This is a genomic window from Streptomyces sp. NPDC056161 (genome assembly GCF_042268025.1).
GTDB lineage: Bacteria > Actinomycetota > Actinomycetes > Streptomycetales > Streptomycetaceae > Streptomyces.
Window position 1 is genome coordinate 1 of sequence record NZ_JBHJUV010000088.1, and the last position, 20,263, is coordinate 20,263.

Sequence of the window (20,263 nt, forward strand, 5' to 3'; positions counted from 1 at the left end):
GTCCGGCACCGCGGCGCGCGGCGGCCGGGCGCACGGGCGCCGTACGGCCGAGCGCCCGTGCTCCGTGCGCCGGTGCGTTCAGGCTTCTTGCAGCGGAGCGGTGGCGAACTGGCGCATTCCGTCGCGGAACCCGGTCCCGGGACGCCAGCCCAGGTCGATGCGCAGCCGTGCCGAGTCGGCCGTGATGTGCCGTACGTCGCCCAGCCGGTACTCGCCGGTCACCACCGGGGCCGGACCGCCGTGCGCCGCGGCCAGTTCGGCCGCCATCTCCCCGACCGTGTGCGGCTCGCCGCTGCCCGTGTTGTACGCGGTCAGCGCCCCCGGCGCCGAACCCGCCTCCAGCGCCAGCACGTTCGCCGCCGCGACATCCCGCACATGCACGAAGTCCCGCCGCTGGCGCCCGTCCTCGAACACCCGCGGCGGCTCGCCCCGGGCGAGCGCCGAGCGGAAGAAGGAGGCGACCCCCGCGTACGGGGTGTCGCGCGGCATCCCCGGCCCGTACACGTTGTGGTAGCGCAACGACACCGCCGACCCGCCCGTCGCCCGGGTCCAGGCCGCCGCCAGATGCTCCTGGGCCAGCTTGGTGGCCGCGTACACGTTGCGGGGATCCGCCGGGGCGTCCTCCCGGACCAGCCCCGGCGACACCTCCCGGCCGCACACCGGGCAGCGCGGCTCGAAGCGCCCGGCGGCCAGATCGGCGACCGCCCGCGGCCCCGGCCGCACCACCCCGTGCGTCCGGCACTCGTACCGGCCCTCCCCGTACACTACCATCGACCCCGCCAGCACGAGCCGCCGCACCCCCGCCCCGGCCATCGCGGCGAGCAGGACGGCCGTGCCGAGGTCGTTGCGGGAGACGTACTCCGGGGCGTCCGCGAAACCGGTGCCGAGCCCGACCATGGCCGCCTGGTGGCAGACGGCGTCGACCCCGGTGAGGGCCCGGCCGACCGCCTCCCGGTCCCGTACGTCCGCGCCCGCGTCCGCACGCACGTCGAACACCGCCGGTTCGTGGCCGCGCGCCGCCAGCGCCTCGACGACCTGGGACCCGATGAACCCGGCACCGCCGGTGACCAGTACGCGCATGCGCCCACGCTAGGACCGCGCCCCGGACGAACCGCGGCCCCGCGCCCGGCACGCCCCGGTTTTCCCGGGGCCGGCGCGGGCGCGGACCCGAAGCCGCGCTGACGGTTCCTCAGCGGCACACCGGCACAAAGACCCCGAGGAACACTGCCGGGATTCGGCAATGCGCCTGGATGTGCCCGGCAGGCATCATGACGTCGGGGGAGCACTGAGGATGGCTCAGGTGCCGGGCACCGGCAGTGCCCGGCACCGGAGTGCGGAGTGCGGAGGTGCACCGCCCGGACACGCCGTCGGGCCGTGGCCGCGGACCGGGAGGGGCGGACGATGGGGACGTTCATGGAGGCCGCCACCGGCCCGCTGTCGATCCTGTTCACCGCCGCCCTCGTCGTGGTCGTGTGCTTCTGGCTGCTGGTCGCGCTCGGCGCCGCCACCGCGAACAGCTTCGACGCGGACATCGACCTCGGGCCCTGGGGGATGGGCGGGGTGCCGGTGGCGGTCGCGCTGTCCCTGCTGACGGTGCTGGCCTGGCTCCTCGGTGTCGCCGCACACGCGCTGCTGCTCGCCGCGCTGCTGTCCGCCGGGGCCGTGGGCGGGGCGCTGCACGTGCTGGCCTCGGCCGTCTCGCTGGCCGTCGCCTGGCGACTGACCCGCCTGTTCGTTCGGCCGTTGCACCGACGCCGCACCGTCGGGCCCCGGCCCGCCCGGGGGAGTGTGCGCGGCGACACCGGTTGAAGCCCGCACCCCCGGCCCGTCGCCGGGCCGAAGGAGCCGTCTTGACCCCTTTCCTGGTTCCGGTCGCCGGCGCGGTGCTCGTGGTGGCGTGCGCCACCGCGGCGCTGGTCCGCCGAGATCGCCGGCGGGCCCGCGCCCATCGCCCGCCCCCCGACGGTGAGTGACCGGCGGCGCGGAGTTATGCTGCTGCTCCGCTGAGCCTCATGGGCCCAGCACGGCGGTGGGGCTCGCCGTACCCGAACCGCGGCACCGGTGCCGCCAACAGTCCCTGCTTGCAACGGTGTGTGCCCGCGTGCGCGGGCCCCGGCGAGTAGGGAGACACGGCACATGACAGCTGAGGACGCCAAGGCGGCGGAGCGGTTTGCGCGGTCCGGCGCCGGACCGCGCAACCCTGTCCGGCGGCGGCTCGGGCCGCGGCAGGCGCCCGTCGTGGCGCTGGTGGCGCTCGGCGGCGGGATCGGCGCGGCGGCACGGTACGGCGCCACCTTGCTGTGGCCGGCCGCGCCGGGCGCCTTTCCGTGGACGGTCCTGTGGATCAACGCGGCGGGCTGCGCGGTGATCGGCGCGTTCATGGTGGTCATCAGCGAGGTGTGGACGGCCCATCGGCTGGTGCGGCCGTTCTTCGGCACCGGGGTGCTCGGCGGCTTCACCACCTTCTCGACGTACGCCGTGGACGTCCAGCGGCTGATCGCCGACGGCCGCGCGCCGACCGCGCTGGCGTATCTGGCCGCCACGCCCGTCGCGGCGCTCACGGCGGTCTGGCTCGCGGCGATGGTGACCCGTCGTCTCCTCGGCCCGGGGCGGGGGCCGCGATGACGGGAGAAGCCATGAACTGGCTGCTGGTCGTGGCCGGCGGGATGGTCGGTGCCCCCCCTGCGCTTTCTCGGTGACCGGGCCGTGCAGCGGCGGCACGGCACCGCCTTCCCCTGGGGCACGTTCGCCGTGAACGTCGTCGGCTGTGCGGTCCTGGGCGTGCTGACGGGCGCGGCCATGGCCGGAGCCGCCTCGGACCAGGTGCAACTGGCGCTGGGTACCGGCCTGTGCGGGGCACTGACGACGTACTCGACGTTCTCCTACGAGACGCTGCGCCTGGCCGAGGACCAAGCGTGGTTCCTCGCCGCCGCCAATGTGGTCGTGAGCGTGCTGGCCGGCCTGGGGGCGGCGTCCGCCGGGTTCGCCTGCGCCGGGGCGCTGTGGGGGTGAGGTTCGGGGCGGCCCGGGGCCGTCACGGACGGTGGCCCCGCTCGGGCGGGACCGGCGGCAGCGGGGTGCGCGGGGCCTCGCCGGGCCAGACCAGCAGCACGGGGCACGGGGCGTGGTCGACGACGAACCGGGTGGCCGGCCCCAGGCTCCGCGGGCCGAGGCGGGCCGGATCACCGTCCCGGGCGCAGACCAGCAGGGCGGCGCCCCCGGCCGCGGCGACGACCTCCCGCTCGACCCGCCCGCCGCGCTCCAGCAACGCGCACGGCCGCCCCAGCCGGTCGGCGGCGGCCCGCAGCAGTTCATGGGCGGAGGCCGCCGCCAGCCGCTCCAGGCTGGTGCCCGGGTCGCGCCCGGGACGCCCACGGCCGAGCAGCCCGGCGAACGCGCCGTGCGCGGTCTCGGCGAGCGCGTCGTCGCGGACGTACAGCAGCGCGATCTCCTCGCCGGGCGCGGTCCGGGCGCGTGCCGCGTCGACGCAGGCGGGCCAGGTGCCCTCGACGATCCAGACGATGACGCTCATCGGCGGCTCCGGCGGCGGTCCGAGGCGGTATGCGGTCAGGTTCCCACGACGTGCAGCATCCCCCACAGGGCCACGGTGGAGGCAAGCAGCGTGGCCGGGACCGTCACCAGACCGAGCCGGGTGAAGGAGCCCAGTTCGGCCCGGGTGTCGTGGGCATGCAGGATGCGCCGCCACAGCAAGGTGGCGAGCGAGCCCACATAGGTGAGGTTGGGGCCCAGGTTGACACCCACCAGCACCGCGAGGACCGGGCCGGGACCACCCGACTGCACGAGGGGCAGCAGCGCCAGCACCGCGGGCAGGTTGTTGATCACGTTGGCGAGCAGCGCCGCCACGAACGCGACTGCGAGGAGCGCGGGCAGCGAGGTCCCGTCGGGCAGCAGCCGGCCGAGCCCGGCGTCCAGGCCGTGGTCGACGACGGCCTTCACCACGATGCCCAGGGCGAGCACGAACAGGCAGAACAACGGGGCCGCCGCGGTGGCCAGTTCACGCGGCCCGGTCCGGCGCTGCCACAGCGCCCGCCCGCCGAGCACCAGCACCCCGGCGAGCGCCGCCCACGCGGGTTCGAGGCCCGCGAACGACGTCACCACGAAGCCGCCCAGCGTCAGGGCCACCACGACCAGCGTGAAGACCGGCACCCCGGGGCCCTTCTCCGGCGTCGCGCCCGGCGCCGGGGCCACGGCCAGGTCGGCGCGGAAGAAGCCGCGGAAGACGGCGTACTCGACCGCCACCGCGACCAGCCAGGGCAGCGCCATCAGTACCGCGAACCGGGTGAAGGACAGCCCGCTGGCCGCGAACGCCAGCAGGTTCGTCAGGTTGGACACCGGCAGCAACAGGGAGGCGGAGTTGGCCAGATGCGCGGTGGCGTACACATGCGGACGGGCCCGTGCGCCGACCCGGGCGGCGGTGGCGAACACCACGGGCGTGAGCAGGACGACGGTCGCGTCCAGGCTGAGCACGGCCGTGATCGAGGCGGCCACCGCGAACACCCCGGCGAGCATCCGCCGCGGGCTGCCGCGGCACCAGCGGGCGACGGCGGCGCCGGCCGCCTCGAACAGGCCCTCGTCCGCGCACAGTTGGGCGAACACGAGGATCAGCGCCAGGAAGACGACCACGGGCAGCAGGGCACGAGTCTGCTCCCAGGCGTCCTGGGCGGACACGGCGCCCACCGCCACGGCGACGGCCGCCGCGGGGACGGCGGCGGTCGCCTCCGGCAGCCCGCGCGGCCGTACGACGGCGAAGGCCAGCACGCCCAGCAGCAGGACCACCGAGACGGTCTCGGCGACGACGGTGGTGGTACTCAGTTGTGTTTCCTCCCGCGGCGGGGCACCGGCCGGCACACCCGTGAGCTGTACCGCTCAAGGGTCCCACCCCGGGACGGCACCGCTCGCCAGGCCCCCCTCGTCCGGTGCCGTGCTGCCCCCGGTCCTCGGCCCGGTGCCGTGCCGCCCTCGGTCACCGGCCCGGGTACGGCCCCGCGGGCCGCCGCCGCGCTACGGGCGGGGCCAGGGCCGGCCCGCGATGCGTTCGATGCTTGAGTTGAAGCGCTTGAGATAGTCGGCGAAGGCGGCGATGTCCTCGGCGGGCCAGTCCGACATGACCTCGTCCAGGCCGCGCACCATGCCCTCGCGCTCCTCGTCCAGCAGCCGCGCCCCCTTTTCGCTGATGCGGAACTTGCGCGCCATGCCCCCGCCCGGGTCGGGGATGCGGTCCACGAGACCGGCGCGCATGGCCGCGGCGGTCTGCCGGTTGAGCGTGGAGGCGTCGAGCCCGAAGGCGTCGCTCAGCTCCCCGATCGACATCGGCCCCTGGACCCGGATACGGCTGAGCAGGATGTAGGCGCTGCGCTCCATGACGCTGTCCTTGCGCCGGCCGCCCAGCTGGTTCATGAAGGTGTAGCGGCTGAGCAGCATCTGCTCGTACTCGACCTCGTACGTCGGCCTGACCATGTGACTTGAGCCTCCTGTCCCGTGGGGCCGTTGCGCTGTATGTCCCCACGTACGGCCGTCCCATCCTGGCACAACTGCGTGTATGGGCCACAGCACATGCTCGATACATATGGCATGTACGATGCACATCCTTCACCCGGCACTCGCCGACGTCGCGCGAGTCATCCCCGTGAGAGAAAGTCGAGGAGTCCCCAGAAATGGACGCCCCCCAGCCGACGACCCGCTCAGGCGGAGTGGTCGCGACCCTGGCGCTGGCCGGCATCACGGCAGCGATCATGCAGACCCTGGTCACCCCGCTCCTGGCGGAACTGCCGCAGATCCTGCACACGACGTCCTCGAACGCGGCCTGGGTGATCACCGTCACCCTGCTGGTGGCCGCCGTCTGCGTGCCCGTCGTCGGGCGGCTCGGAGACCTCGTGGGCAAGCGGCGCATGCTGCTCGTGTGCGCCGTGCCGCTGATCGCGGGCTCGGTGGTGAGCGCCCTGTCGTCCTCCGTCGTGACGATGATCATCGGTCGCGGACTCCAGGGCATGGGCATGGGCATGGTGCCGCTGGGCATCGCCCTGCTGCGCGACGTGGTGCCCGCGGAGCGGCTCAGCTCCTCGATCGCACTGGTCAGCGCGTCGATGGGGATCGGTGGCGGCCTCGGCCTGCCGATCGCCGCCGCCGTCGCCCAGTACGCCGACTGGCGGGTGCTGTTCTGGGGGTCCGCGGGACTCGCCCTCGTCGTCGCGGTGCTGATCTTCTTCATGATCCCGGACGTCCCGGCCGCGGCCCGAGGCCAGCGCTTCGACCTGCCGGGCGCGCTCGGTCTCGGTGTCGCCCTGGTCTGCCTGCTCCTCGCGGTCTCCAAGGGCGCCGACTGGGGCTGGGGTTCGGCGACCACGCTCGGCCTGTTCGCCGTCGCCGTCGTGGTGCTGGCCGGCTGGGGCCGGTGGGAGCTCAGGACCGGTGACCCGCTGATCGACCTGCGCACCACGGCCCGGCCCCGGGTGCTGCTCACCAACGTCGCCTCGGTCTTCGTCGGATTCGGCATGTACGCGAGCATGCTGGTGCTGCCGCAGTTGCTGCAGTTCCCCAAGGCCACCGGCTACGGCCTGGGCCAGTCGATGCTCGCGGCCGGTCTGTGGATGGCCCCCGGCGGCCTCACGATGATGATCGTCTCCCCGCTCGGCGGCAAGCTGACCAACGCCCGCGGTCCCAAGTTCACCCTGGTCAGCGGGGCGCTGGTGATCGCCGTCGGGTACGGCCTGTCCATGGCGCTGCTGGGCTCCGCCTGGGGGCTGATGATCGTCTCCATCGTCACCAGCGGTGGTGTGGGCCTCGCCTACGGCTCGATGCCCGCGCTCATCATGAGTTCCGTACCGATCGCCGAGACGGCGGCGGCCAACGGCTTCAACACGCTCATGCGCTCGCTCGGCACCTCGATCGGCTCCGCCGTCATCGGCGTGATCCTCGCCCAGTTGACCACCACCATGGGCGGCCACACCTTCGCCTCCGAGGCGGGCTTCCGCACCGCCCTGCTGATCGGCGGCGGTCTCGCGCTGGTCTCCGCGGCCGTCGCCGCGGTCATCCCCGCCGCCCGCACCGCGCCGACCGCCGGGGACACGGCGGACCCGGCCGCGGCGAAGGCGGACGCCTCGGTCTGACCCGGTCGGCCCGTCGCCCGTCACCGCGACGGCTGTCCGCCACCGCGACCCGCGACCGCGACGGGTGTCCGGCGTTCGCGACGGGCACCCGTCCGCCGCGGCGGCCTCGACGGCCATGGGCCGCCGTACGGCGGAACCCGCCCGCCGACCGGCGGATGGCGCCCCGGGCCGGTGGCGGCCACCCGGTACCGGTGTGGCCGCAGGGGCCGTAACCCGGTGGGTTCCGGCCCCCGTAAGGTGCGGTGGTCAGGCGGCCGCGCCCACGTTGCCGTGCAGGCGGGCGACGACATCGGTCAACTGGGCGGCGACCTCGGCGTCGTCGTACGGGTGGGTCTCGGCGAAGCGGGACGCCGAGCCCGGGATGGACAGCTTGAGGTCCTCGATGACCTTGCCACCGGCGATGCCGACGGACTTGCGGGCCTCGTCCTGGGCCCACAGGCCGCCGTACTGGCCGAGGGAGGTGCCGATCACGGCGACCGGCTTGCCGCCGAAGGCACCGGCACCGTACGGGCGGGACAGCCAGTCGATGGCGTTCTTCAGCACGGCGGGGATCGTGCCGTTGTACTCGGGGGAGACGAGCAGGAACGCGTCGGTGGCCTGCGCGGCCTCGCGCAGTCGCGCGGCGGCGGCCGGGACGCCGCCCTCGACGTCGATGTCCTCGTTGTAGAAGGGGATGTCGCCCAGCCCCTCGAACAGCGTGACCTCGGCACCCTCGGGGGCGACCTTGACGGCGGCCTCGGCGAGCCGGCGGTTGGTCGAACCGGCGCGGAGGCTGCCGACGAGGGCGAGGATACGAACAGGCATGACAACTCCAGTGGGGGCTGAAACATTGCTGTGACAAACGGACCAGGGTCCGTTTAATTTTTGTATCAGCCTAACCGGACCGCGGTCCAGTTTGCTCCCGATGCTTTACGCTGTTTTCATGTCCAGCTCCCTGCCGCCCCTGCCCGCGCCCGTGGAGTCGGTGGAGGTGCCGCTGCTCGAAGTCGGTACCGGAGAGGACGAGCCCTGCCTGCGCGCCGACGCGGCCCGCAACCGGGCCCGGCTGCTGGAGGCCGCGGCCCGTCTGGTGCGGGAGCACGGCGCCGCGAACCTCACCATGGAGGCGGTGGCCGCCGCGGCCGCCGTCGGCAAGGGCACCGTCTTCCGCCGCTTCGGCGATCGCACGGGCCTGCTGACGGCCCTTCTGGACCACTCGGAGAAGAAGTTCCAGGCCGCGTTCATGGGCGGACCGCCGCCGCTCGGCCCCGGCGCCGGACCGGTTCAGCGGCTGGAAGCGTTCGGCGTCACGCTGTTGCGCCGGATGGGAGACGAACTCGACCTGCAACTGGCGGCCGAGCCCGACCCGGAGCGCCGCTTCTCGGTCGCGCCGCGCCGAGTCCAGCAGAGCCATCTGGTGCTGCTGCTGCGGCAGGCGGTGCCCGAGGCGGACCATGAGTTGCTGGCCCAGACCCTGATGGGCTATCTGAGCCCCGTCCTGGTCCACCATCTCACCCGCCAGCGCGGTATGCCGCTGGATCGGGTCGAGGCCGGCTGGCTGGACCTGGTCGCCCGGATGACCTGCACGGATCATTCCGCACAGGCCGGTCAGCCGTGGTCGGCGAAGGCATCCACCAGTCCCTGCGGGGCGTCGTCGCGGAAGATCAGCGTGGTGTTGCGCGCCGACTCGGCCGCGGACCGTTCGCTGCGCGGGAACAGCCGTTCCTCGTAGGCGGACAGGGCGGCCTCGGTGTCGCCCGGGTGCGCGGCGAGGGCGAGGCCCAGTTCGGCGCCGTCGAGCAGTGCCAGGTTGGCGCCCTCGCCCGCGAACGGCGACATCAGATGGGCGGCGTCACCGAGCAGCGTGACACCTGGGACGCGCGTCCAGCGGTGCCCGACCGGCAGCGCGTGGATCCGCCGCGGCACCAACGCGCCGTCCGCGTCCGCGACCAGCGACCGCAGGCTCTTGTCCCAGTCCGCGAAGTGCTCCAGCACGGCGGCCTTGGCGGCGTCGGTGTCGTCGAAGTCGATGCCGTCCAGCCACTCCTCGGCGGTCTCCAGGGCGGCGTACACGTGCAGACTGCCGTCGGTCTCACGGTGCCCGAGCAGTCCCCGGCCCGGCGCGAGCGCGAACAGCATGCCGCCGCCGACCACCTCCGCGGCCACCGGGTGACGCGCGTCGGCCTCCCGCAGATCCGCCTCGACGAACGACACGCCGGTGTAGGCGGGCCGGGCCGGCGAGAGGAGCGGACGGATCCGTGACCAGGCGCCGTCGGCGCCGACGAGCAGGTCCGTGGTGACGGTCCGGCCGTCCGCGGTGGTCACTTCGTGCCGGCCGTCTTCGAGCGGGCGCGCGGCCGTGACCTTCGTGCCCCAGCGGACCGTCCCCGGCGGCAGCGAGCCGAGCAGCAGGTCCCGCAGGTCGCCGCGGTCGATCTCGGGCCGGCCGCCCGCGCCGTCGTCGTGCCGCCGCATGCGGACCGTGGCGGTGCGGTCCAGGACCCGCGTCTCCTGGCCACCGGGATGGACGTGCGCGAGGAAGGCGTCGTGCAGCCCGGCGGCGCGCAACGCCACCTGGCCGGAGTCGTCGTGGATGTCGAGCATGCCGCCCTGGGTGCGGGCGGCGGGGGAGTCGTCGAGGTCGAACACGGCCGCCTCGATGCCGTGCAGACGCAGGACGCGGGCCAGGGTGAGCCCGCCGAGTCCGGCGCCGACGACGGTGATCGGGTGGTGGACGGTGGTCATGGTGGTCTCCTGAGGATGGGTCAGTCGGGTACGGCGGTCTGCGCGATGCCGTTGACGAGCGCGTCGAACGCCCACGCCAGCCGGGCCTCGGGCGCGCCCGAGAGCAGCAGGCCGGCGGTGGCGGCGATGTGCGGGTGGGTCTGCTCGGACGCCCCGTGCACGGCGCCGCCCAACGCGTCCCAGTCCGCGGGGGCGGCGTCCTGCCCCGCGTGCTCGGCGGCCGTCGCCGTGGCGTGCTGCAACAGCAGGTCCACGCCCCACGCGGCCTGTGCGGGCGGCACGCCGCCCGCGTCGAGCAGTGCCAGCAGCGTCTCGATCAGGCGCAGGTAGTGGGGGCCGGACGGGCGGGCGGTCAGTGCCGAGCGGGCCAGCGTCGGGTGGGCGAGGAGCATCCCGGTGTACTCGGTCAGCACCGCGGTCAGCCGCTCCCGCCACGAGCCTTCGGCCGCGACCCGCCCGACCGTGCCGAGCAGTTCGTCCAGGACGGCGGCGTGCAGCTCGTCGGTGTTGCGGACGTACACGTACAGCGAGGCGGGGCCGGTGTCGAGTTCCTGCGCCAGCCGGCGCATGGTGACCTTCCGCAGCCCTTCGGCGCGCAGTACGGCGACGGCCGCGGCCACGATTCCCTCCCGGGTCAGGGCGGGCTTGGCGGGGCGCGCGCGGCGGCTGCGCGGGGTGTCAGGGCGAGCTGTCATGCGAAGCAGCGTAACGAACATGTTCGTGTCGAACAAGTTCGTCACGAACATGTTCGGAATCGGTCGGCGCGCGCTCAGGAGTCCATGTCGGGAATCGGACCCGGCGGCGGAGAAGCCCCGGGAGATGCCGGAGGCGCGGCGTGCCCGCACGGGGAGGCGCCCGGGTCCGACGCAGGGCTGCGCGGGGCGGGCGTGATCGCGGGCGGCCCCGGAACCCGGGCGGTCCGCGGCCGGGCGGGGCGGGGACGCGGGGACACCCCGGCGGCTCCCGCACGGCAAAAGGCCGTCCGAGCCGCGCCGGCCTGCTCCCGTACGGCATGAGGCCGTCCGAGCCGCGCCGGCCGGCCGTCACGACCGGGGAGAACAGCACCGCCCGCGGCGCGTTGCGCGCCCGCGGGCGGTGCTCACGAGATCATTTCCACGGGTTCCACTTCACCCGGCCGACCGGCCCGGGTCCGCACCGGTCGCACCGGTCGCGCCGGCCGCACACCCCGGTACGCCGCGGAGTCCGGGCGCGCTGGGGTCACTCGCCCTGGGCCGTCGCCTGCTGCTCGGCGATGCTCTTGCGGACCTCGTCCATGTCCAGCTTGCGGGCCTGGCCGATGACGTCCGTCAGGGCGGCCTCCGGCAGCGCACCCGGCTGGGCGAACACGGCGACCTGATCGCGGACGATCATCAGCGTCGGGATCGACTGGATGCCGAACGCCGCGGCCAGTTCCGGCTGCGCCTCGGTGTCCACCTTGCCGAACACCAGGTCCGGGTTCTCGTCGGCCGCCTTCTCGTACACCGGAGCGAACTGGCGGCACGGACCGCACCACGACGCCCAGAAGTCGATCAGGACGAACTCGTTGTCCGTGACCGTCTGGTCGAAGTTTTCTTTGGTGAGCTCCACGGTGCTGCTCATGAGCGACTCCCTCTTCCTGGTGTGGGCCGGATCGTGGACAGAACACGGCCGTCCGCGTACGTATTCCGGGCGCGTACCCGTGTGGCCTCCGGGCACACCACCCACCAGACTGGCCCCATGACGGAAACGGAATCCATCGCGTATGACGTCGTGGTGCTGGGGGCCGGCCCCGTGGGGGAGAACGTGGCCGACCGCACGCGCGCGGCAGGACTGTCCACGGCGATCGTGGAGAGCGAACTGGTCGGCGGCGAGTGCTCCTACTGGGCGTGCATGCCCAGCAAGGCCCTGCTCCGCCCGGTCATCGCCCGCGCCGACGCGCTTCGCCTGCCGGGCCTGAGCCAGGCCGTCCAGGGCCCCCTCGACACGCCCGCGGTCCTCGCCCGCCGGGACGACTTCACCGCGCACTGGAAGGACGACGGACAGGTCCGCTGGGTCGAGGGCATCGGTGCCGACCTGTACCGCGGCCACGGCCGGCTGGCCGGACCCCGCACGGTCACCGTGACCGGCGCCGACGGTTCCGTGCGGACCCTCACCGCGCGGCACGCCGTAGCCGTGTCCACCGGCACCCGCGCGCTCCTGCCCGACCTGCCCGGACTCGCCGAGGTGAAGCCCTGGACCAGCCGGGAGGCGACCAGCGCGAAGGCCGCTCCCGGCCGGCTGATCGTGGTGGGCGGCGGCGTGGTCGCCACCGAGATGGCCACCGCCTGGCAGGCCCTCGGCTCCCAGGTCACGGTCCTGGTCCGGGGAAAGGGCCTGCTGCCCCGCATGGAGCCCTTCGCCGGTGAACTGGTGGCCGAGGCGCTCACCGACGCCGGCGTCGAGGTCCGCACCGGCACCTCCGTCGAGTCGGTGGCCCGGGAGAACGGCGCCGTCGTCGTGGTCACCGCGGCCGGCGACCGGATCGAGGCCGACGAGATCCTCTTCGCCACCGGCCGGGTCCCGCACACCGACGACATCGGGCTGGACACCGTCGGCCTGGAGCCGGCGTCCTGGCTGGCGGTCGACGACAGCCTCCGCGTCACCGGAACCGACTGGCTGTACGCGGTCGGCGACGTCAACCACCGTGCGCTGCTCACCCACCAGGGCAAGTACCAGGCCCGGATCGCGGGCGCCGCCATCGCCGCGCGGGCCGCCGGTGACCCGGTACGGGCCGAAGCCTGGGGCCCGTACACGGCCACCGCCGACCACCACGCCGTACCCCAGGTCGTCTTCACCGACCCGGAGGCCGCCGCCGTCGGGCTCTCGCTGGCGGAGGCGGAACAGGCCGGGTACCGGGTGCGGGCCGTCGACGTCGAGTTCTCCTCGGTGGCGGGCGCGAGCCTGTACGGCGACGGCTACAAGGGCCGCGCCCGCATGGTCGTCGACCTGGAGGACGAGGTCCTGCGCGGTGTCACCTTCGTCGGCCCCGGGGTCGGCGAGCTGATCCACTCGGCGACCGTCGCCGTCGCCGGACAGGTCCCGGTCAGCCGGCTGTGGCACGCGGTGCCGTCCTACCCGACGATCAGCGAGGTGTGGCTGCGGCTGCTGGAGACCTACCGGGGCTGACGGTGCCGGGCCGTCCGGTCGCTCAGGGCAGCTCGAAGCCCAGGGCCGCCGCGGCGGCCTCGGGCGTCGGCTGCGTCCACCGCTCCGCCATCGCCGTCTGCGAGGACAGGGAGCGCAGTTCGGCGCGGTCCAGGTAGAGGGTGCCGTCGAGGTGGTCCGTCTCGTGCTGCACGATCCGGGCGGGCCAGCCGGTGAACACCTCGTCGATGGCGCGGCCGTGCTCGTCCTCGCCGCGCAGCCGCACCTCGGCGGGCCGGGCCACCACCGCCTGCCAGCCCGGCACGCTCAGGCAGCCCTCGAAGAACGCGGCCCGGTCGGCCCCGACCGGGGTGTACGAGGGGTTCACCAGCACCCGGAACGGCTGCGGCACCCGCCCGCGCGCCAGCCGTACCTCGTCCGGCACCGGTGCCGGGTCCTCGACGACCGCGATGCGCAGTCCCACGCCGACCTGCGGTGCGGCGAGGCCGACGCCCGGTGCCGCGTGCATGGTGGCCCGGAGGGCCTCGACGAACCGGTCCAGCAGCGCCTGTTCGAGCTGGCCCTCGAAGCGCTCGGCGGGGCGGCGCAGCACGGGGTCGCCGGCCGCCACGATGGGCAACGGGCCGCCGTCGGCGAGAAGTTCCTCGACCCGCTCGGCGAGGGGTGCGCGATCAATGGGATGTGCCATCCGGCCAGCATGGCATGCCTGCGTCTGTCGGCTCTCAGCCGTCGCACGCGGTACGACGGTCTCGGCGGTCCTCCCGGCGGCCTTCCCGGCGGTCCTCCCTGCGGTCGAGCCGCCGGGGCCGGTCCGGTTCGCCGCCGTGCGCGTCGTGGCGATGTGACCGGAGCCGTGCGTCGTGCTCCTCGGGCGTCCCGTCGTGGCCGACTCCCCTGGGGCGCCGGCGCCAAGGTGAAGTAGCGTAGGGAGACACGCCGAGACCGGAGGGAGACGGGCATGGCGCGGGAGGACGGCCGGTCCCGGCGGCGCGGGCAGGGCGAGTTGGAGGGCCAGGTGCTCGGCGCGCTCCGCGAGGCGGACGCCCCGGTGACCGCGGCCTGGGTGCAGGAGCGGCTCGGCGGCGACCTCGCCTACACCACGGTCGTCACCATCCTGACCCGGCTGCTCGCCAAGGACGTCGTCTCCCGGGAACGGCGCGGCCGTTCCTTCGTCTGGACCCCGACGGCCGACGTGGCGCGGCTCGCCGCGTTGCGCATGCGCCGCCTCCTCGACGGCGAACGCGACCGCGAGGCCGTCCTGGCGAGCTTCGTCACCGCCCTGCCGCCCGGCGACGAGCAACTGCTGCGCGCCCTGCTGGAAGGAGCGGACCGCGAGGGACGGCCGGACCCGGGGAACACCCGGCACCTCCCGCCCGGCGGTACGGCAGACTGACACCGCATGGGGGTCTTCGTCTTCCTGCCGCTCGTACTGCCGCTGTCCGCCTGGCCGGTGGCCCGGCTCGCCGAGGTGCGGCTGCACCCGCGCACGGCCACCCGGCTGCTGACCGCCGTGGCCGTGGTCATGGCCGTGTGCAGCACGCTGTGCCTGGCCCTGCTCATGGTGGTCGGCACCGCTCAACTGCCCGGCAATCCGCTGCCGGACGGCTGGTCCGACCCGCAGGTACGGGCGGCGGTCCCGCACGACGGGATCGCGGGCCGCGCCGCCATCCCCGCCCTGTGCCTGGTCGCCGCGGCCTGCGGGCGCACCCTGTGGCTCCACCGCCGGGTGACGCGCGGCGCCCGGCGGGCCCTGGCCGGGCTGCCCGGCGTCACGGTCGCCGTGCTGCCCGACTCCGAGCCGTACGCGTACGCGCTGCCGGGCGAGCCGGGCCGGGTCGTCGTCACCACCGCGCTGCTCGACGGGCTCTCCTCCGCCGAGCGCCGTGCCCTGTTCGCCCACGAACGCGCCCACCTCGCCGCCCGGCACCATCGCCACCTGCTCGCCGTGCACCTCGCGGCACGGGCCAACCCGTTCCTGCGGCCCCTGCGCACCGCCGTCGTCTACACGGCGGAGCGTTGGGCGGACGAGGAGGCGGCCCGCGCGGTCGGCGATCGGCGGACGGTGGCCCGAGCGATCGGCAAGGCGGCCCTGCTGTCCCGCGCCACCCCCGCGGCGACGCTCGCGGCCCTGGCCGCGGCCGGACCCGTACCACGCCGGGTCGCCGCCCTGCTGGGCCCCGCGCCGACGGCCCGCACCTGGCCCCCGGCGGGCACCGCGGTCGGCCTGGCCGCCTGGGGCGCGGCGGTCGGCACCCTCGCCTCGTTGATGTCCTCCGCGAATTCCGCGGTCACGCTGTTCCTGGTGCTGCACGCGGCGACCCCGCTGTGAGCCCCGCGCCCCGGGCGCGTCCGCGTACGGCACCATGCCGCGGGGGCCGCCCCCTCCCGCCCCCGCGCCCCCCCCGGGGGGGGGGCCCGCGGCCCCGGCCCCCGCCGCGGGCCCCCGACTCCCACACCTCGATCCCGCCGCCGTAGCGGGCAGCGGCGAAGCCGGCGCGGGACCGGTCCCGGACGCACCGGCAGGCGCCACCGCCCGCACGTCGCCCACCGCACCCTGGTGAACAGGACTGACGCGAGCGAGCCGGGACAGTAGGTTCTTCCCATGACCGGTTCCCTGCCGCCCGCCGGCGCCTTGCTCGACGCGCACGAACTGACCGCCCGGTGGGCGCGGGCATGGCGACCGGAACAGGTCGCGGAGCGGTTGAGCGGGGTCGGTGTGCCCTGGTGCGTCGTGGCGGGGTGGGCGCTGGACCTGTTCCGAGGCGGGCAGTCGCGGCCGCACGGTGATCTGGAGATCGCGGTGCCCGCGGCCGGATTCCCGGAAGTCCGGGACCGCTTCCCCGAGTTCGTGTGGGACGCCGTGGGTTCGGGACGGGTCTGGGCCGGCGCGGGAGCCGAGGTGCTCGCGGCCACGCGCCAGACCTGGCTGCGGGACCCGGCGAGTGACCGGTTCCTGTTCGACGTCTTCCGCGAGCCGCACGACGGTGACACCTGGATCTTCCGGCGGGACAGCACGCTGCGGCTGCCGTACGACGTGATCGTCGAGCGGACCGCGGACGGCATCCCCTACCTGGTGCCCGAACTGGTGCTGCTGTTCAAGGCGAAGGAGACGAGGGCCAAGGACCAGGCCGACTTCGACGCGGCGCTGCCACTGCTGAGCCAGGCACGGCGCGACGTCCTCGGTGGGTGGCTGGAGCGCGTGCACCCCGGACATCCGTGGCTGGCGCACCTGGCCGGGCAGTGACGCCGCCCGGCCCGCACCCGGCGCAGGCACCTGCCCTCCACCCCCGACCGCCCCGCCCCGCCAACTGCCCTCTCCCGCACCGGCGTTCGCCTTTACACTGGAGGCCGCTGTTGAACAGGGGGAATACATGGCGACAGCCGACGGTACCAGCGGTACCAGCAGCATGCGTCTGGCGGTGTCCGGTGCGGCCGACGTCGATCAGGACGAACTCGACCAGCTCACACGGGAGTTGAGAGGCCGCCTGCTCGAACTGGACGTGGCCGACGTACGGGTGGCGCGTTCGGACGGCGCGGTGCCGGCGGGCGCCAAGCCGGGTGAACTCATCGCGGTCGGCGCGCTCGTCGTCAGTCTCGCCCCGGCCGTGCTGCGACCCGCGCTGCGCCTGCTGGAGACCTGGATGCGCAACCGCCCCGTGCGCACGGTCAAGGTCGACATCGACGGCCGTACCCTTGAGCTGGGTCACGCCTCGGCGCAGCAGCAGCAACAGGTGCTGGACGCCTTCGTGGCGGAGCTCCGGACGCAGAACACGGGCGGCGGGAGCCCGGCCGGATCCGACGCCACGGCGGGACTTCCGGCGGGCGCCGCGGGACCGCCCGTCGTCCAGGAGTAGCCCGATGACCGACTTCCCCCTCGGCACGGGCCGCAGGGACGCCCTCCTCATCGCGACCGGGACGTACGACGACCGCACGCTCAGCACCCTGCGCTCCCCCGGCCAGGACTGCGCGGGTCTCGCCGAGGTGCTCGACGACCCCCGCATCGGCGGCTTCCGCACCGAGCAGTTGGAGAATGTCCGGGCGCACGAGGCGATGCGCGCGCTGGAGCGCTTCTTCCGGGACCGCAGCCGCGACGACCTGCTCCTGCTGCACGTGTCCTGTCACGGCATCAAGGACGACGACGGCCGACTGTACTTCGCCACCCGCGACACGGACCGCGACCTGCCCGCCTCCACCGCGATCCCGGCCGCCTTCCTGCGCGACCGCATGGAACGCTGCCGGGCCCGTACCGTCATCGTCCTCCTCGACTGCTGTTACAGCGGAGCCTTCCTGCCCGGCACCAAGGGTGACGACCAGATCCACGTACGCGACGAACTGGGCGGGCACGGCATAGCAGTGCTGACCGCGACCAGCCGGACCGAGTACGCCTGGGAGGGCGAGCGCGTCGAATCCAAGGTGCCGCAGCCCTCGCGTTTCACGGGCGCGCTCATCGAGGGGCTGCGTACGGGCGCCGCCGATCTGAACCGGGACGGCCGGATCACGGTCACCGAGTTGTACGACTACGTGTACGAGCACCTGCACCGCTCCGGTGCGCGACAGCGGCCTCGGATGTGGGCGGACCTGGAGTACCAGGTGACCGTCGCCCGGACCGTCACCGAGCGGGAGCAGGAGCGGGACACCGAGGTCCCGCCCGCACCTCAGGCTCCCGTCCCGCCCGGCCCCGGGACGTCCGCCCGGACCACGGCCGCACCGGAGAGCCGGCCCTTCGGGGACGACCTGGACGGGTCGTCCGGGAAGCCGGAGACCGCAGATGCGCGGCCTGGAAGCAGTGCGCAGCAGGCGGCTCCGGAGCCGGAGGCCACAGCCGACGCGGGGCCGCCCTACCCGGATCCGGATCCGGATCCCGGGACGCAGCCCGAGTGGGAAAACGGCACCGGCACGGAAACAGGTACGGGAACGGGTACGGCCACGGGAACGGGTACGGAAACGGAGCTGAACTACCCCCGGCCGCGTACCCGTCGCGGCCGGGACGCCATGATCCGTGTCGAACTCGACCTGTCCGAGGCCGCGTTCGGCACGACCAAGGACATCGTGGTGGACACCGCGATCGTGTGTCCGACCTGCTCGGGTTCCGGTACGGCGCAGGGAACCCGCCCCCAGAAGTGCGACGTCTGCGACGGACGCGGCAGCGCCGGGAAGACCTGGCGCAGTTCCCTCGGCAGGACCGACCCGCCGTCGCCCTGCCGCAAGTGCGCCGGGTACGGCACGCTCCTGCCCCACCCCTGCCCGGAATGCGCCGGAGACGGACGTGTCCTCTCCCGCCGGACACTCACCGTCAAGATCCCGGCGGGTGTCGACCACGGCACCAGGATCCAACTGGGCGGCGAGGGAGAGGTCGGGCCCGGCGGCGGTGAGGCGGCGGACCTCTATCTCGAACTCCTGGAGCGCCCGCATCCCGTCTTCCGGCGGACGGACGACGACCTGCACCGCACCCTGACCGTGCCGCGCGCCCTGGCGACGACGGGCGGCACTCTCCCCGTCCGGACGCTGGACGGCAGCCACACCATTCGCATCCCTCGGGGCATCCGCAACGGCCAGACCATGCGCGTGGCCGGTCTCGGTGTCCCCCACCTCAGAGAGGGCGGCCGGGGCGACCTCCTCGCCCACGTCGAGATTCGCGACTGAGCCGACGTGCCGGGGCGCCCTCGTGCCCCAGGGTGTGGAAGCGGACGCTCCGGAAGCCCAGGACGATCGGTAGCCTCGGTGTCATGGTGTTCGACTCCGTTCGTTTCGATCTCCAGCCCTATGCCGGTTTCGACATGGCTCGTTACGTCCGGCGGACGTACTGCAGCTGGGAGGTGTCCGGCTGGGAGTCCTTGCTCGTGCAGCGGTTCGAGCATGTCCCCGCCGCCGAGGAGCTGAAGATACCGGGCGCGGCCGATCTGCACCTGGTGCTGCCGGTCGCGGGGCGGGCGACGATGGAGGTGCGAAGCGGCGGCCGGAGGAGCCGCTACGCCTGGGTGCCGGGGCGGGTCGAGATGGGCATTCCGGGTCAGGCCGTCGTTCGCCGTTACCGCGGGGACGGATCGATGCGGAGCGTGCAGATCCATGTTCCGCGCGACACCGTCGAATCGGCCGCGGCGCAGTTGGGTGGCCGTGCGGTGGACTACGAGGCCATGGCCGCGTCCCTGGCCGCGGGGGACCCGCTGGTCGAGGAAGCGGTGCGCACGGTCGGCTCGCCGGACGGGGCCGGTGACCTGTACGCCGAGTCCGCCGCCGCCTTCCTGAGCGTGCACCTGCTCACCCGGCATGCGGGACTGCCGGGTTCTCGGGCGCCGGCGCGGGAGGACGCACGCGTCAGCGCGGCCGTCGCGATGATGCGCGACCGGCTGGCCGATCCGGTCACCCTGGCCGAGATCGCCGGTGAGGTGCATCTCAGCGTCTACCACTTCGTCCGGGTCTTCAGGGAGTCGACCGGAGTGACGCCGTACCGGTTCCTCACCCGGCTGCGGATCGAGGAGGCGAAACGGCTGCTGCGCCACAGCGATCTGGCCGTCGCGCAGATCGCGCGGCGGTGCGGCTTCGCGAGCGCCGGCGCTCTGTCGGCCGCCTTCCTCCGACACACCGGAGCCCGCCCTTCCGTCTACCGCAATCCCTGACCGTCGTGCCGCAATCTCGCGCATGGGATCGGCGCCGGCCCGTACATAGGGTTGCCGCATGATCGACAGCTCTCGCCGTCGGCGAGGGCACGGGGCCGGCCGGCCCGGTGCGCGCGTGCAAGGACGCGCTCGGGCCGTACGGCGTGAGGAGTCCTGGAATGCAGTCGTACGACGTCACAGCCGAAACGACGGCGCCGCCGAGCGTGGTGTGGGCGCTGTTGCTCGACCCGCGGAGCTGGCCCGCGTGGTCGCGGGTCGAGGCGCTGGAGACGGGTCGGTCGCAGGGGCTCTCCCCCGACGGACGGGACGGCGTCGGGGCGACCCGGGCCTTCCGTACCGGGAAGACCGTCACCAAGGAGCGGATAACCGCTCTCACGCCAGGAACTCGGTTCGCGTACGAGGGCGTGGAGAATCCGCAGATGGCCGATTACCGGGCCGCTGTCGAACTGCACGGGCTGCCCGATGGCGGCACGAGGATCCACTGGCACGGTACGTACCTGGCTCGCCCGGGGATGCGCTGGTTCTTCCAGTGGTATCTGCGCCGCTTCATGCAGGCCATGGCGAGCGGACTCGCCGAACACGCGGCCGGCGTGGACGTTCCCCCGGCCCAAGGTGACTGACCGGCCCTGAGGCGTCCGGGCGGACGCGGCCTCCTGTGTGCGTCCCCCGGGG

Annotated in this window: 20 protein-coding genes and 4 pseudogenes; 15 read left to right on the forward strand and 9 right to left on the reverse strand. The window is 74.1% G+C overall.

Annotated features, from left to right (window positions below; all coding sequences use genetic code 11):
* Window positions 1-78: 78 nt before the first annotated feature.
* Window positions 79-1,080 (reverse strand): NAD-dependent epimerase/dehydratase family protein, encoded by a 1,002-nt coding sequence (locus ACFC09_RS42965; RefSeq protein WP_376538093.1) that lies wholly within the window; start codon window positions 1,078-1,080, stop codon window positions 79-81.
* A gap of 321 nt (window positions 1,081-1,401) precedes the next feature.
* Here ACFC09_RS42965 and ACFC09_RS42970 point away from each other — a divergent pair, with 321 nt between their 5' ends.
* From ACFC09_RS42970 to crcB, 4 genes and pseudogenes are all read left to right on the forward strand, one after another.
* Window positions 1,402-1,809 carry a hypothetical protein gene (locus tag ACFC09_RS42970; protein ID WP_376538095.1) on the forward strand — a complete coding sequence of 136 codons (408 nt, stop codon included), beginning with the start codon at window positions 1,402-1,404 and terminating at the stop codon, window positions 1,807-1,809.
* Window positions 1,810-1,850: 41 nt separating this feature from the next.
* On the forward strand, window positions 1,851-1,973 hold the full coding sequence (locus ACFC09_RS42975; protein WP_376538097.1) for a hypothetical protein: 123 nt from the start codon (window positions 1,851-1,853) through the stop codon (window positions 1,971-1,973).
* Window positions 1,974-2,136: 163 nt separating this feature from the next.
* Window positions 2,137-2,625 (forward strand): fluoride efflux transporter FluC, encoded by a 489-nt coding sequence (locus ACFC09_RS42980; protein ID WP_376538099.1) that lies wholly within the window; start codon window positions 2,137-2,139, stop codon window positions 2,623-2,625.
* Between the two features lie 11 nt (window positions 2,626-2,636).
* Window positions 2,637-3,012: pseudogene (crcB, locus tag ACFC09_RS42985) on the forward strand (fluoride efflux transporter CrcB).
* Between the two features lie 22 nt (window positions 3,013-3,034).
* On the opposite strand, the gene ACFC09_RS42990 reads toward crcB, so the two are convergent.
* The 3 genes from ACFC09_RS42990 to ACFC09_RS43000 form a co-directional block, all read right to left on the reverse strand.
* Window positions 3,035-3,532 carry a universal stress protein gene (locus ACFC09_RS42990; RefSeq protein ID WP_376538101.1) on the reverse strand — a complete coding sequence of 166 codons (498 nt, stop codon included), beginning with the start codon at window positions 3,530-3,532 and terminating at the stop codon, window positions 3,035-3,037.
* A gap of 35 nt (window positions 3,533-3,567) precedes the next feature.
* Entirely contained in the window at window positions 3,568-4,833 is a 1,266-nt protein-coding gene (locus ACFC09_RS42995; protein WP_376538145.1) for an SLC13 family permease, read from the reverse strand.
* Window positions 4,834-5,022: 189 nt separating this feature from the next.
* On the reverse strand, window positions 5,023-5,478 hold the full coding sequence (locus ACFC09_RS43000) for a MarR family winged helix-turn-helix transcriptional regulator (protein ID WP_376538103.1): 456 nt from the start codon (window positions 5,476-5,478) through the stop codon (window positions 5,023-5,025).
* A gap of 197 nt (window positions 5,479-5,675) precedes the next feature.
* Between ACFC09_RS43000 and ACFC09_RS43005 the strand changes: the two genes are divergently transcribed.
* Entirely contained in the window at window positions 5,676-7,127 is a 1,452-nt protein-coding gene (locus ACFC09_RS43005) for an MFS transporter (RefSeq protein ID WP_376538105.1), read from the forward strand.
* Window positions 7,128-7,373: 246 nt separating this feature from the next.
* Here the strand turns inward: ACFC09_RS43005 and ACFC09_RS43010 are convergent, their stop codons facing one another.
* Entirely contained in the window at window positions 7,374-7,931 is a 558-nt protein-coding gene (locus tag ACFC09_RS43010) for an NAD(P)H-dependent oxidoreductase (RefSeq protein ID WP_376538107.1), read from the reverse strand.
* Between the two features lie 118 nt (window positions 7,932-8,049).
* Between ACFC09_RS43010 and ACFC09_RS43015 the strand changes: the two are divergent.
* Window positions 8,050-8,694, forward strand: a pseudogene (locus ACFC09_RS43015) (TetR/AcrR family transcriptional regulator); the annotation flags it as partial.
* A gap of 20 nt (window positions 8,695-8,714) precedes the next feature.
* On the opposite strand, the gene ACFC09_RS43020 reads toward ACFC09_RS43015, so the two are convergent.
* The 3 genes from ACFC09_RS43020 to trxA form a co-directional block, all read right to left on the reverse strand.
* Entirely contained in the window at window positions 8,715-9,851 is a 1,137-nt protein-coding gene (locus tag ACFC09_RS43020) for an FAD-dependent oxidoreductase (RefSeq protein WP_376538109.1), read from the reverse strand.
* Between the two features lie 20 nt (window positions 9,852-9,871).
* Window positions 9,872-10,546, reverse strand: a complete 675-nt coding sequence (locus tag ACFC09_RS43025) for a TetR/AcrR family transcriptional regulator (RefSeq protein WP_376538111.1) — start codon at window positions 10,544-10,546, stop codon at window positions 9,872-9,874.
* A gap of 523 nt (window positions 10,547-11,069) precedes the next feature.
* Window positions 11,070-11,450 carry a thioredoxin gene (gene trxA, locus ACFC09_RS43030; protein ID WP_376538113.1) on the reverse strand — a complete coding sequence of 127 codons (381 nt, stop codon included), beginning with the start codon at window positions 11,448-11,450 and terminating at the stop codon, window positions 11,070-11,072.
* Window positions 11,451-11,567: 117 nt separating this feature from the next.
* On the opposite strand from trxA, the gene ACFC09_RS43035 reads away from it, so the two are divergent.
* Complete coding sequence (locus tag ACFC09_RS43035; protein WP_376538115.1) at window positions 11,568-12,995, forward strand: dihydrolipoyl dehydrogenase family protein; 1,428 nt, start codon at window positions 11,568-11,570, stop codon at window positions 12,993-12,995.
* Between the two features lie 22 nt (window positions 12,996-13,017).
* On the opposite strand, the gene ACFC09_RS43040 is transcribed toward ACFC09_RS43035, so the two are convergent.
* Window positions 13,018-13,662: a peptide deformylase gene (locus ACFC09_RS43040; protein ID WP_376538117.1), complete on the reverse strand. Its 645-nt coding sequence runs from the start codon at window positions 13,660-13,662 to the stop codon at window positions 13,018-13,020.
* A gap of 270 nt (window positions 13,663-13,932) precedes the next feature.
* Here ACFC09_RS43040 and ACFC09_RS43045 point away from each other — a divergent pair, with 270 nt between their 5' ends.
* The 8 genes and pseudogenes from ACFC09_RS43045 to ACFC09_RS43080 all read left to right on the forward strand — a co-directional run bounded on the left by ACFC09_RS43045 (window position 13,933) and on the right by ACFC09_RS43080 (window position 20,211).
* Window positions 13,933-14,367: a BlaI/MecI/CopY family transcriptional regulator gene (locus ACFC09_RS43045; protein WP_376538119.1), complete on the forward strand. Its 435-nt coding sequence runs from the start codon at window positions 13,933-13,935 to the stop codon at window positions 14,365-14,367.
* 6 nt (window positions 14,368-14,373) lie between these two features.
* Window positions 14,374-15,303 (forward strand): M56 family metallopeptidase, encoded by a 930-nt coding sequence (locus tag ACFC09_RS43050; RefSeq protein ID WP_376538121.1) that lies wholly within the window; start codon window positions 14,374-14,376, stop codon window positions 15,301-15,303.
* A 273-nt stretch (window positions 15,304-15,576) separates the two neighbouring features.
* Complete coding sequence (locus ACFC09_RS43055; protein WP_376538123.1) at window positions 15,577-16,218, forward strand: nucleotidyltransferase domain-containing protein; 642 nt, start codon at window positions 15,577-15,579, stop codon at window positions 16,216-16,218.
* A gap of 127 nt (window positions 16,219-16,345) precedes the next feature.
* Window positions 16,346-16,828: a hypothetical protein gene (locus ACFC09_RS43060; RefSeq protein ID WP_376538125.1), complete on the forward strand. Its 483-nt coding sequence runs from the start codon at window positions 16,346-16,348 to the stop codon at window positions 16,826-16,828.
* 4 nt (window positions 16,829-16,832) lie between these two features.
* Window positions 16,833-17,540 (forward strand): annotated as a pseudogene (locus tag ACFC09_RS43065) (caspase domain-containing protein); the annotation flags it as partial.
* Between the two features lie 351 nt (window positions 17,541-17,891).
* Window positions 17,892-18,608, forward strand: a pseudogene (locus tag ACFC09_RS43070) (DnaJ C-terminal domain-containing protein); the annotation flags it as partial.
* Window positions 18,609-18,700: 92 nt separating this feature from the next.
* On the forward strand, window positions 18,701-19,591 hold the full coding sequence (locus tag ACFC09_RS43075; RefSeq protein WP_376538127.1) for a helix-turn-helix domain-containing protein: 891 nt from the start codon (window positions 18,701-18,703) through the stop codon (window positions 19,589-19,591).
* Window positions 19,592-19,749: 158 nt separating this feature from the next.
* A complete protein-coding gene (locus tag ACFC09_RS43080; protein ID WP_376538129.1) occupies window positions 19,750-20,211 on the forward strand; it encodes an SRPBCC family protein in 462 nt (153 codons plus the stop codon).
* The last annotated feature ends 52 nt before the right edge of the window (window positions 20,212-20,263 follow it).

Bases quoted from the DNA above. Each gene is read 5' to 3' on its own strand.
- ACFC09_RS42970 (WP_376538095.1), top strand. From the start codon at position 1,402: ATGGGGACGTTCATGGAGGCCGCCACCGGCCCGCTGTCGATCCTGTTC.
- ACFC09_RS42990 (WP_376538101.1), bottom strand. From the start codon at position 3,532: ATGAGCGTCATCGTCTGGATCGTCGAGGGCACCTGGCCCGCCTGCGTC.
- ACFC09_RS43050 (WP_376538121.1), top strand. From the start codon at position 14,374: ATGGGGGTCTTCGTCTTCCTGCCGCTCGTACTGCCGCTGTCCGCCTGG.
- ACFC09_RS43000 (WP_376538103.1), bottom strand. From the start codon at position 5,478: ATGGTCAGGCCGACGTACGAGGTCGAGTACGAGCAGATGCTGCTCAGC.
- ACFC09_RS43005 (WP_376538105.1), top strand. From the start codon at position 5,676: ATGGACGCCCCCCAGCCGACGACCCGCTCAGGCGGAGTGGTCGCGACC.
- ACFC09_RS43055 (WP_376538123.1), top strand. From the start codon at position 15,577: ATGACCGGTTCCCTGCCGCCCGCCGGCGCCTTGCTCGACGCGCACGAA.
- ACFC09_RS43010 (WP_376538107.1), bottom strand. From the start codon at position 7,931: ATGCCTGTTCGTATCCTCGCCCTCGTCGGCAGCCTCCGCGCCGGTTCG.
- ACFC09_RS42965 (WP_376538093.1), bottom strand. From the start codon at position 1,080: ATGCGCGTACTGGTCACCGGCGGTGCCGGGTTCATCGGGTCCCAGGTC.
- ACFC09_RS43080 (WP_376538129.1), top strand. From the start codon at position 19,750: ATGCAGTCGTACGACGTCACAGCCGAAACGACGGCGCCGCCGAGCGTG.
- ACFC09_RS43020 (WP_376538109.1), bottom strand. From the start codon at position 9,851: ATGACCACCGTCCACCACCCGATCACCGTCGTCGGCGCCGGACTCGGC.
- ACFC09_RS43035 (WP_376538115.1), top strand. From the start codon at position 11,568: ATGACGGAAACGGAATCCATCGCGTATGACGTCGTGGTGCTGGGGGCC.
- ACFC09_RS43045 (WP_376538119.1), top strand. From the start codon at position 13,933: ATGGCGCGGGAGGACGGCCGGTCCCGGCGGCGCGGGCAGGGCGAGTTG.
- ACFC09_RS43075 (WP_376538127.1), top strand. From the start codon at position 18,701: ATGGTGTTCGACTCCGTTCGTTTCGATCTCCAGCCCTATGCCGGTTTC.
- ACFC09_RS42980 (WP_376538099.1), top strand. From the start codon at position 2,137: ATGACAGCTGAGGACGCCAAGGCGGCGGAGCGGTTTGCGCGGTCCGGC.
- ACFC09_RS43060 (WP_376538125.1), top strand. From the start codon at position 16,346: ATGGCGACAGCCGACGGTACCAGCGGTACCAGCAGCATGCGTCTGGCG.
- trxA (WP_376538113.1), bottom strand. From the start codon at position 11,450: ATGAGCAGCACCGTGGAGCTCACCAAAGAAAACTTCGACCAGACGGTC.
- ACFC09_RS43025 (WP_376538111.1), bottom strand. From the start codon at position 10,546: ATGACAGCTCGCCCTGACACCCCGCGCAGCCGCCGCGCGCGCCCCGCC.
- ACFC09_RS43040 (WP_376538117.1), bottom strand. From the start codon at position 13,662: ATGGCACATCCCATTGATCGCGCACCCCTCGCCGAGCGGGTCGAGGAA.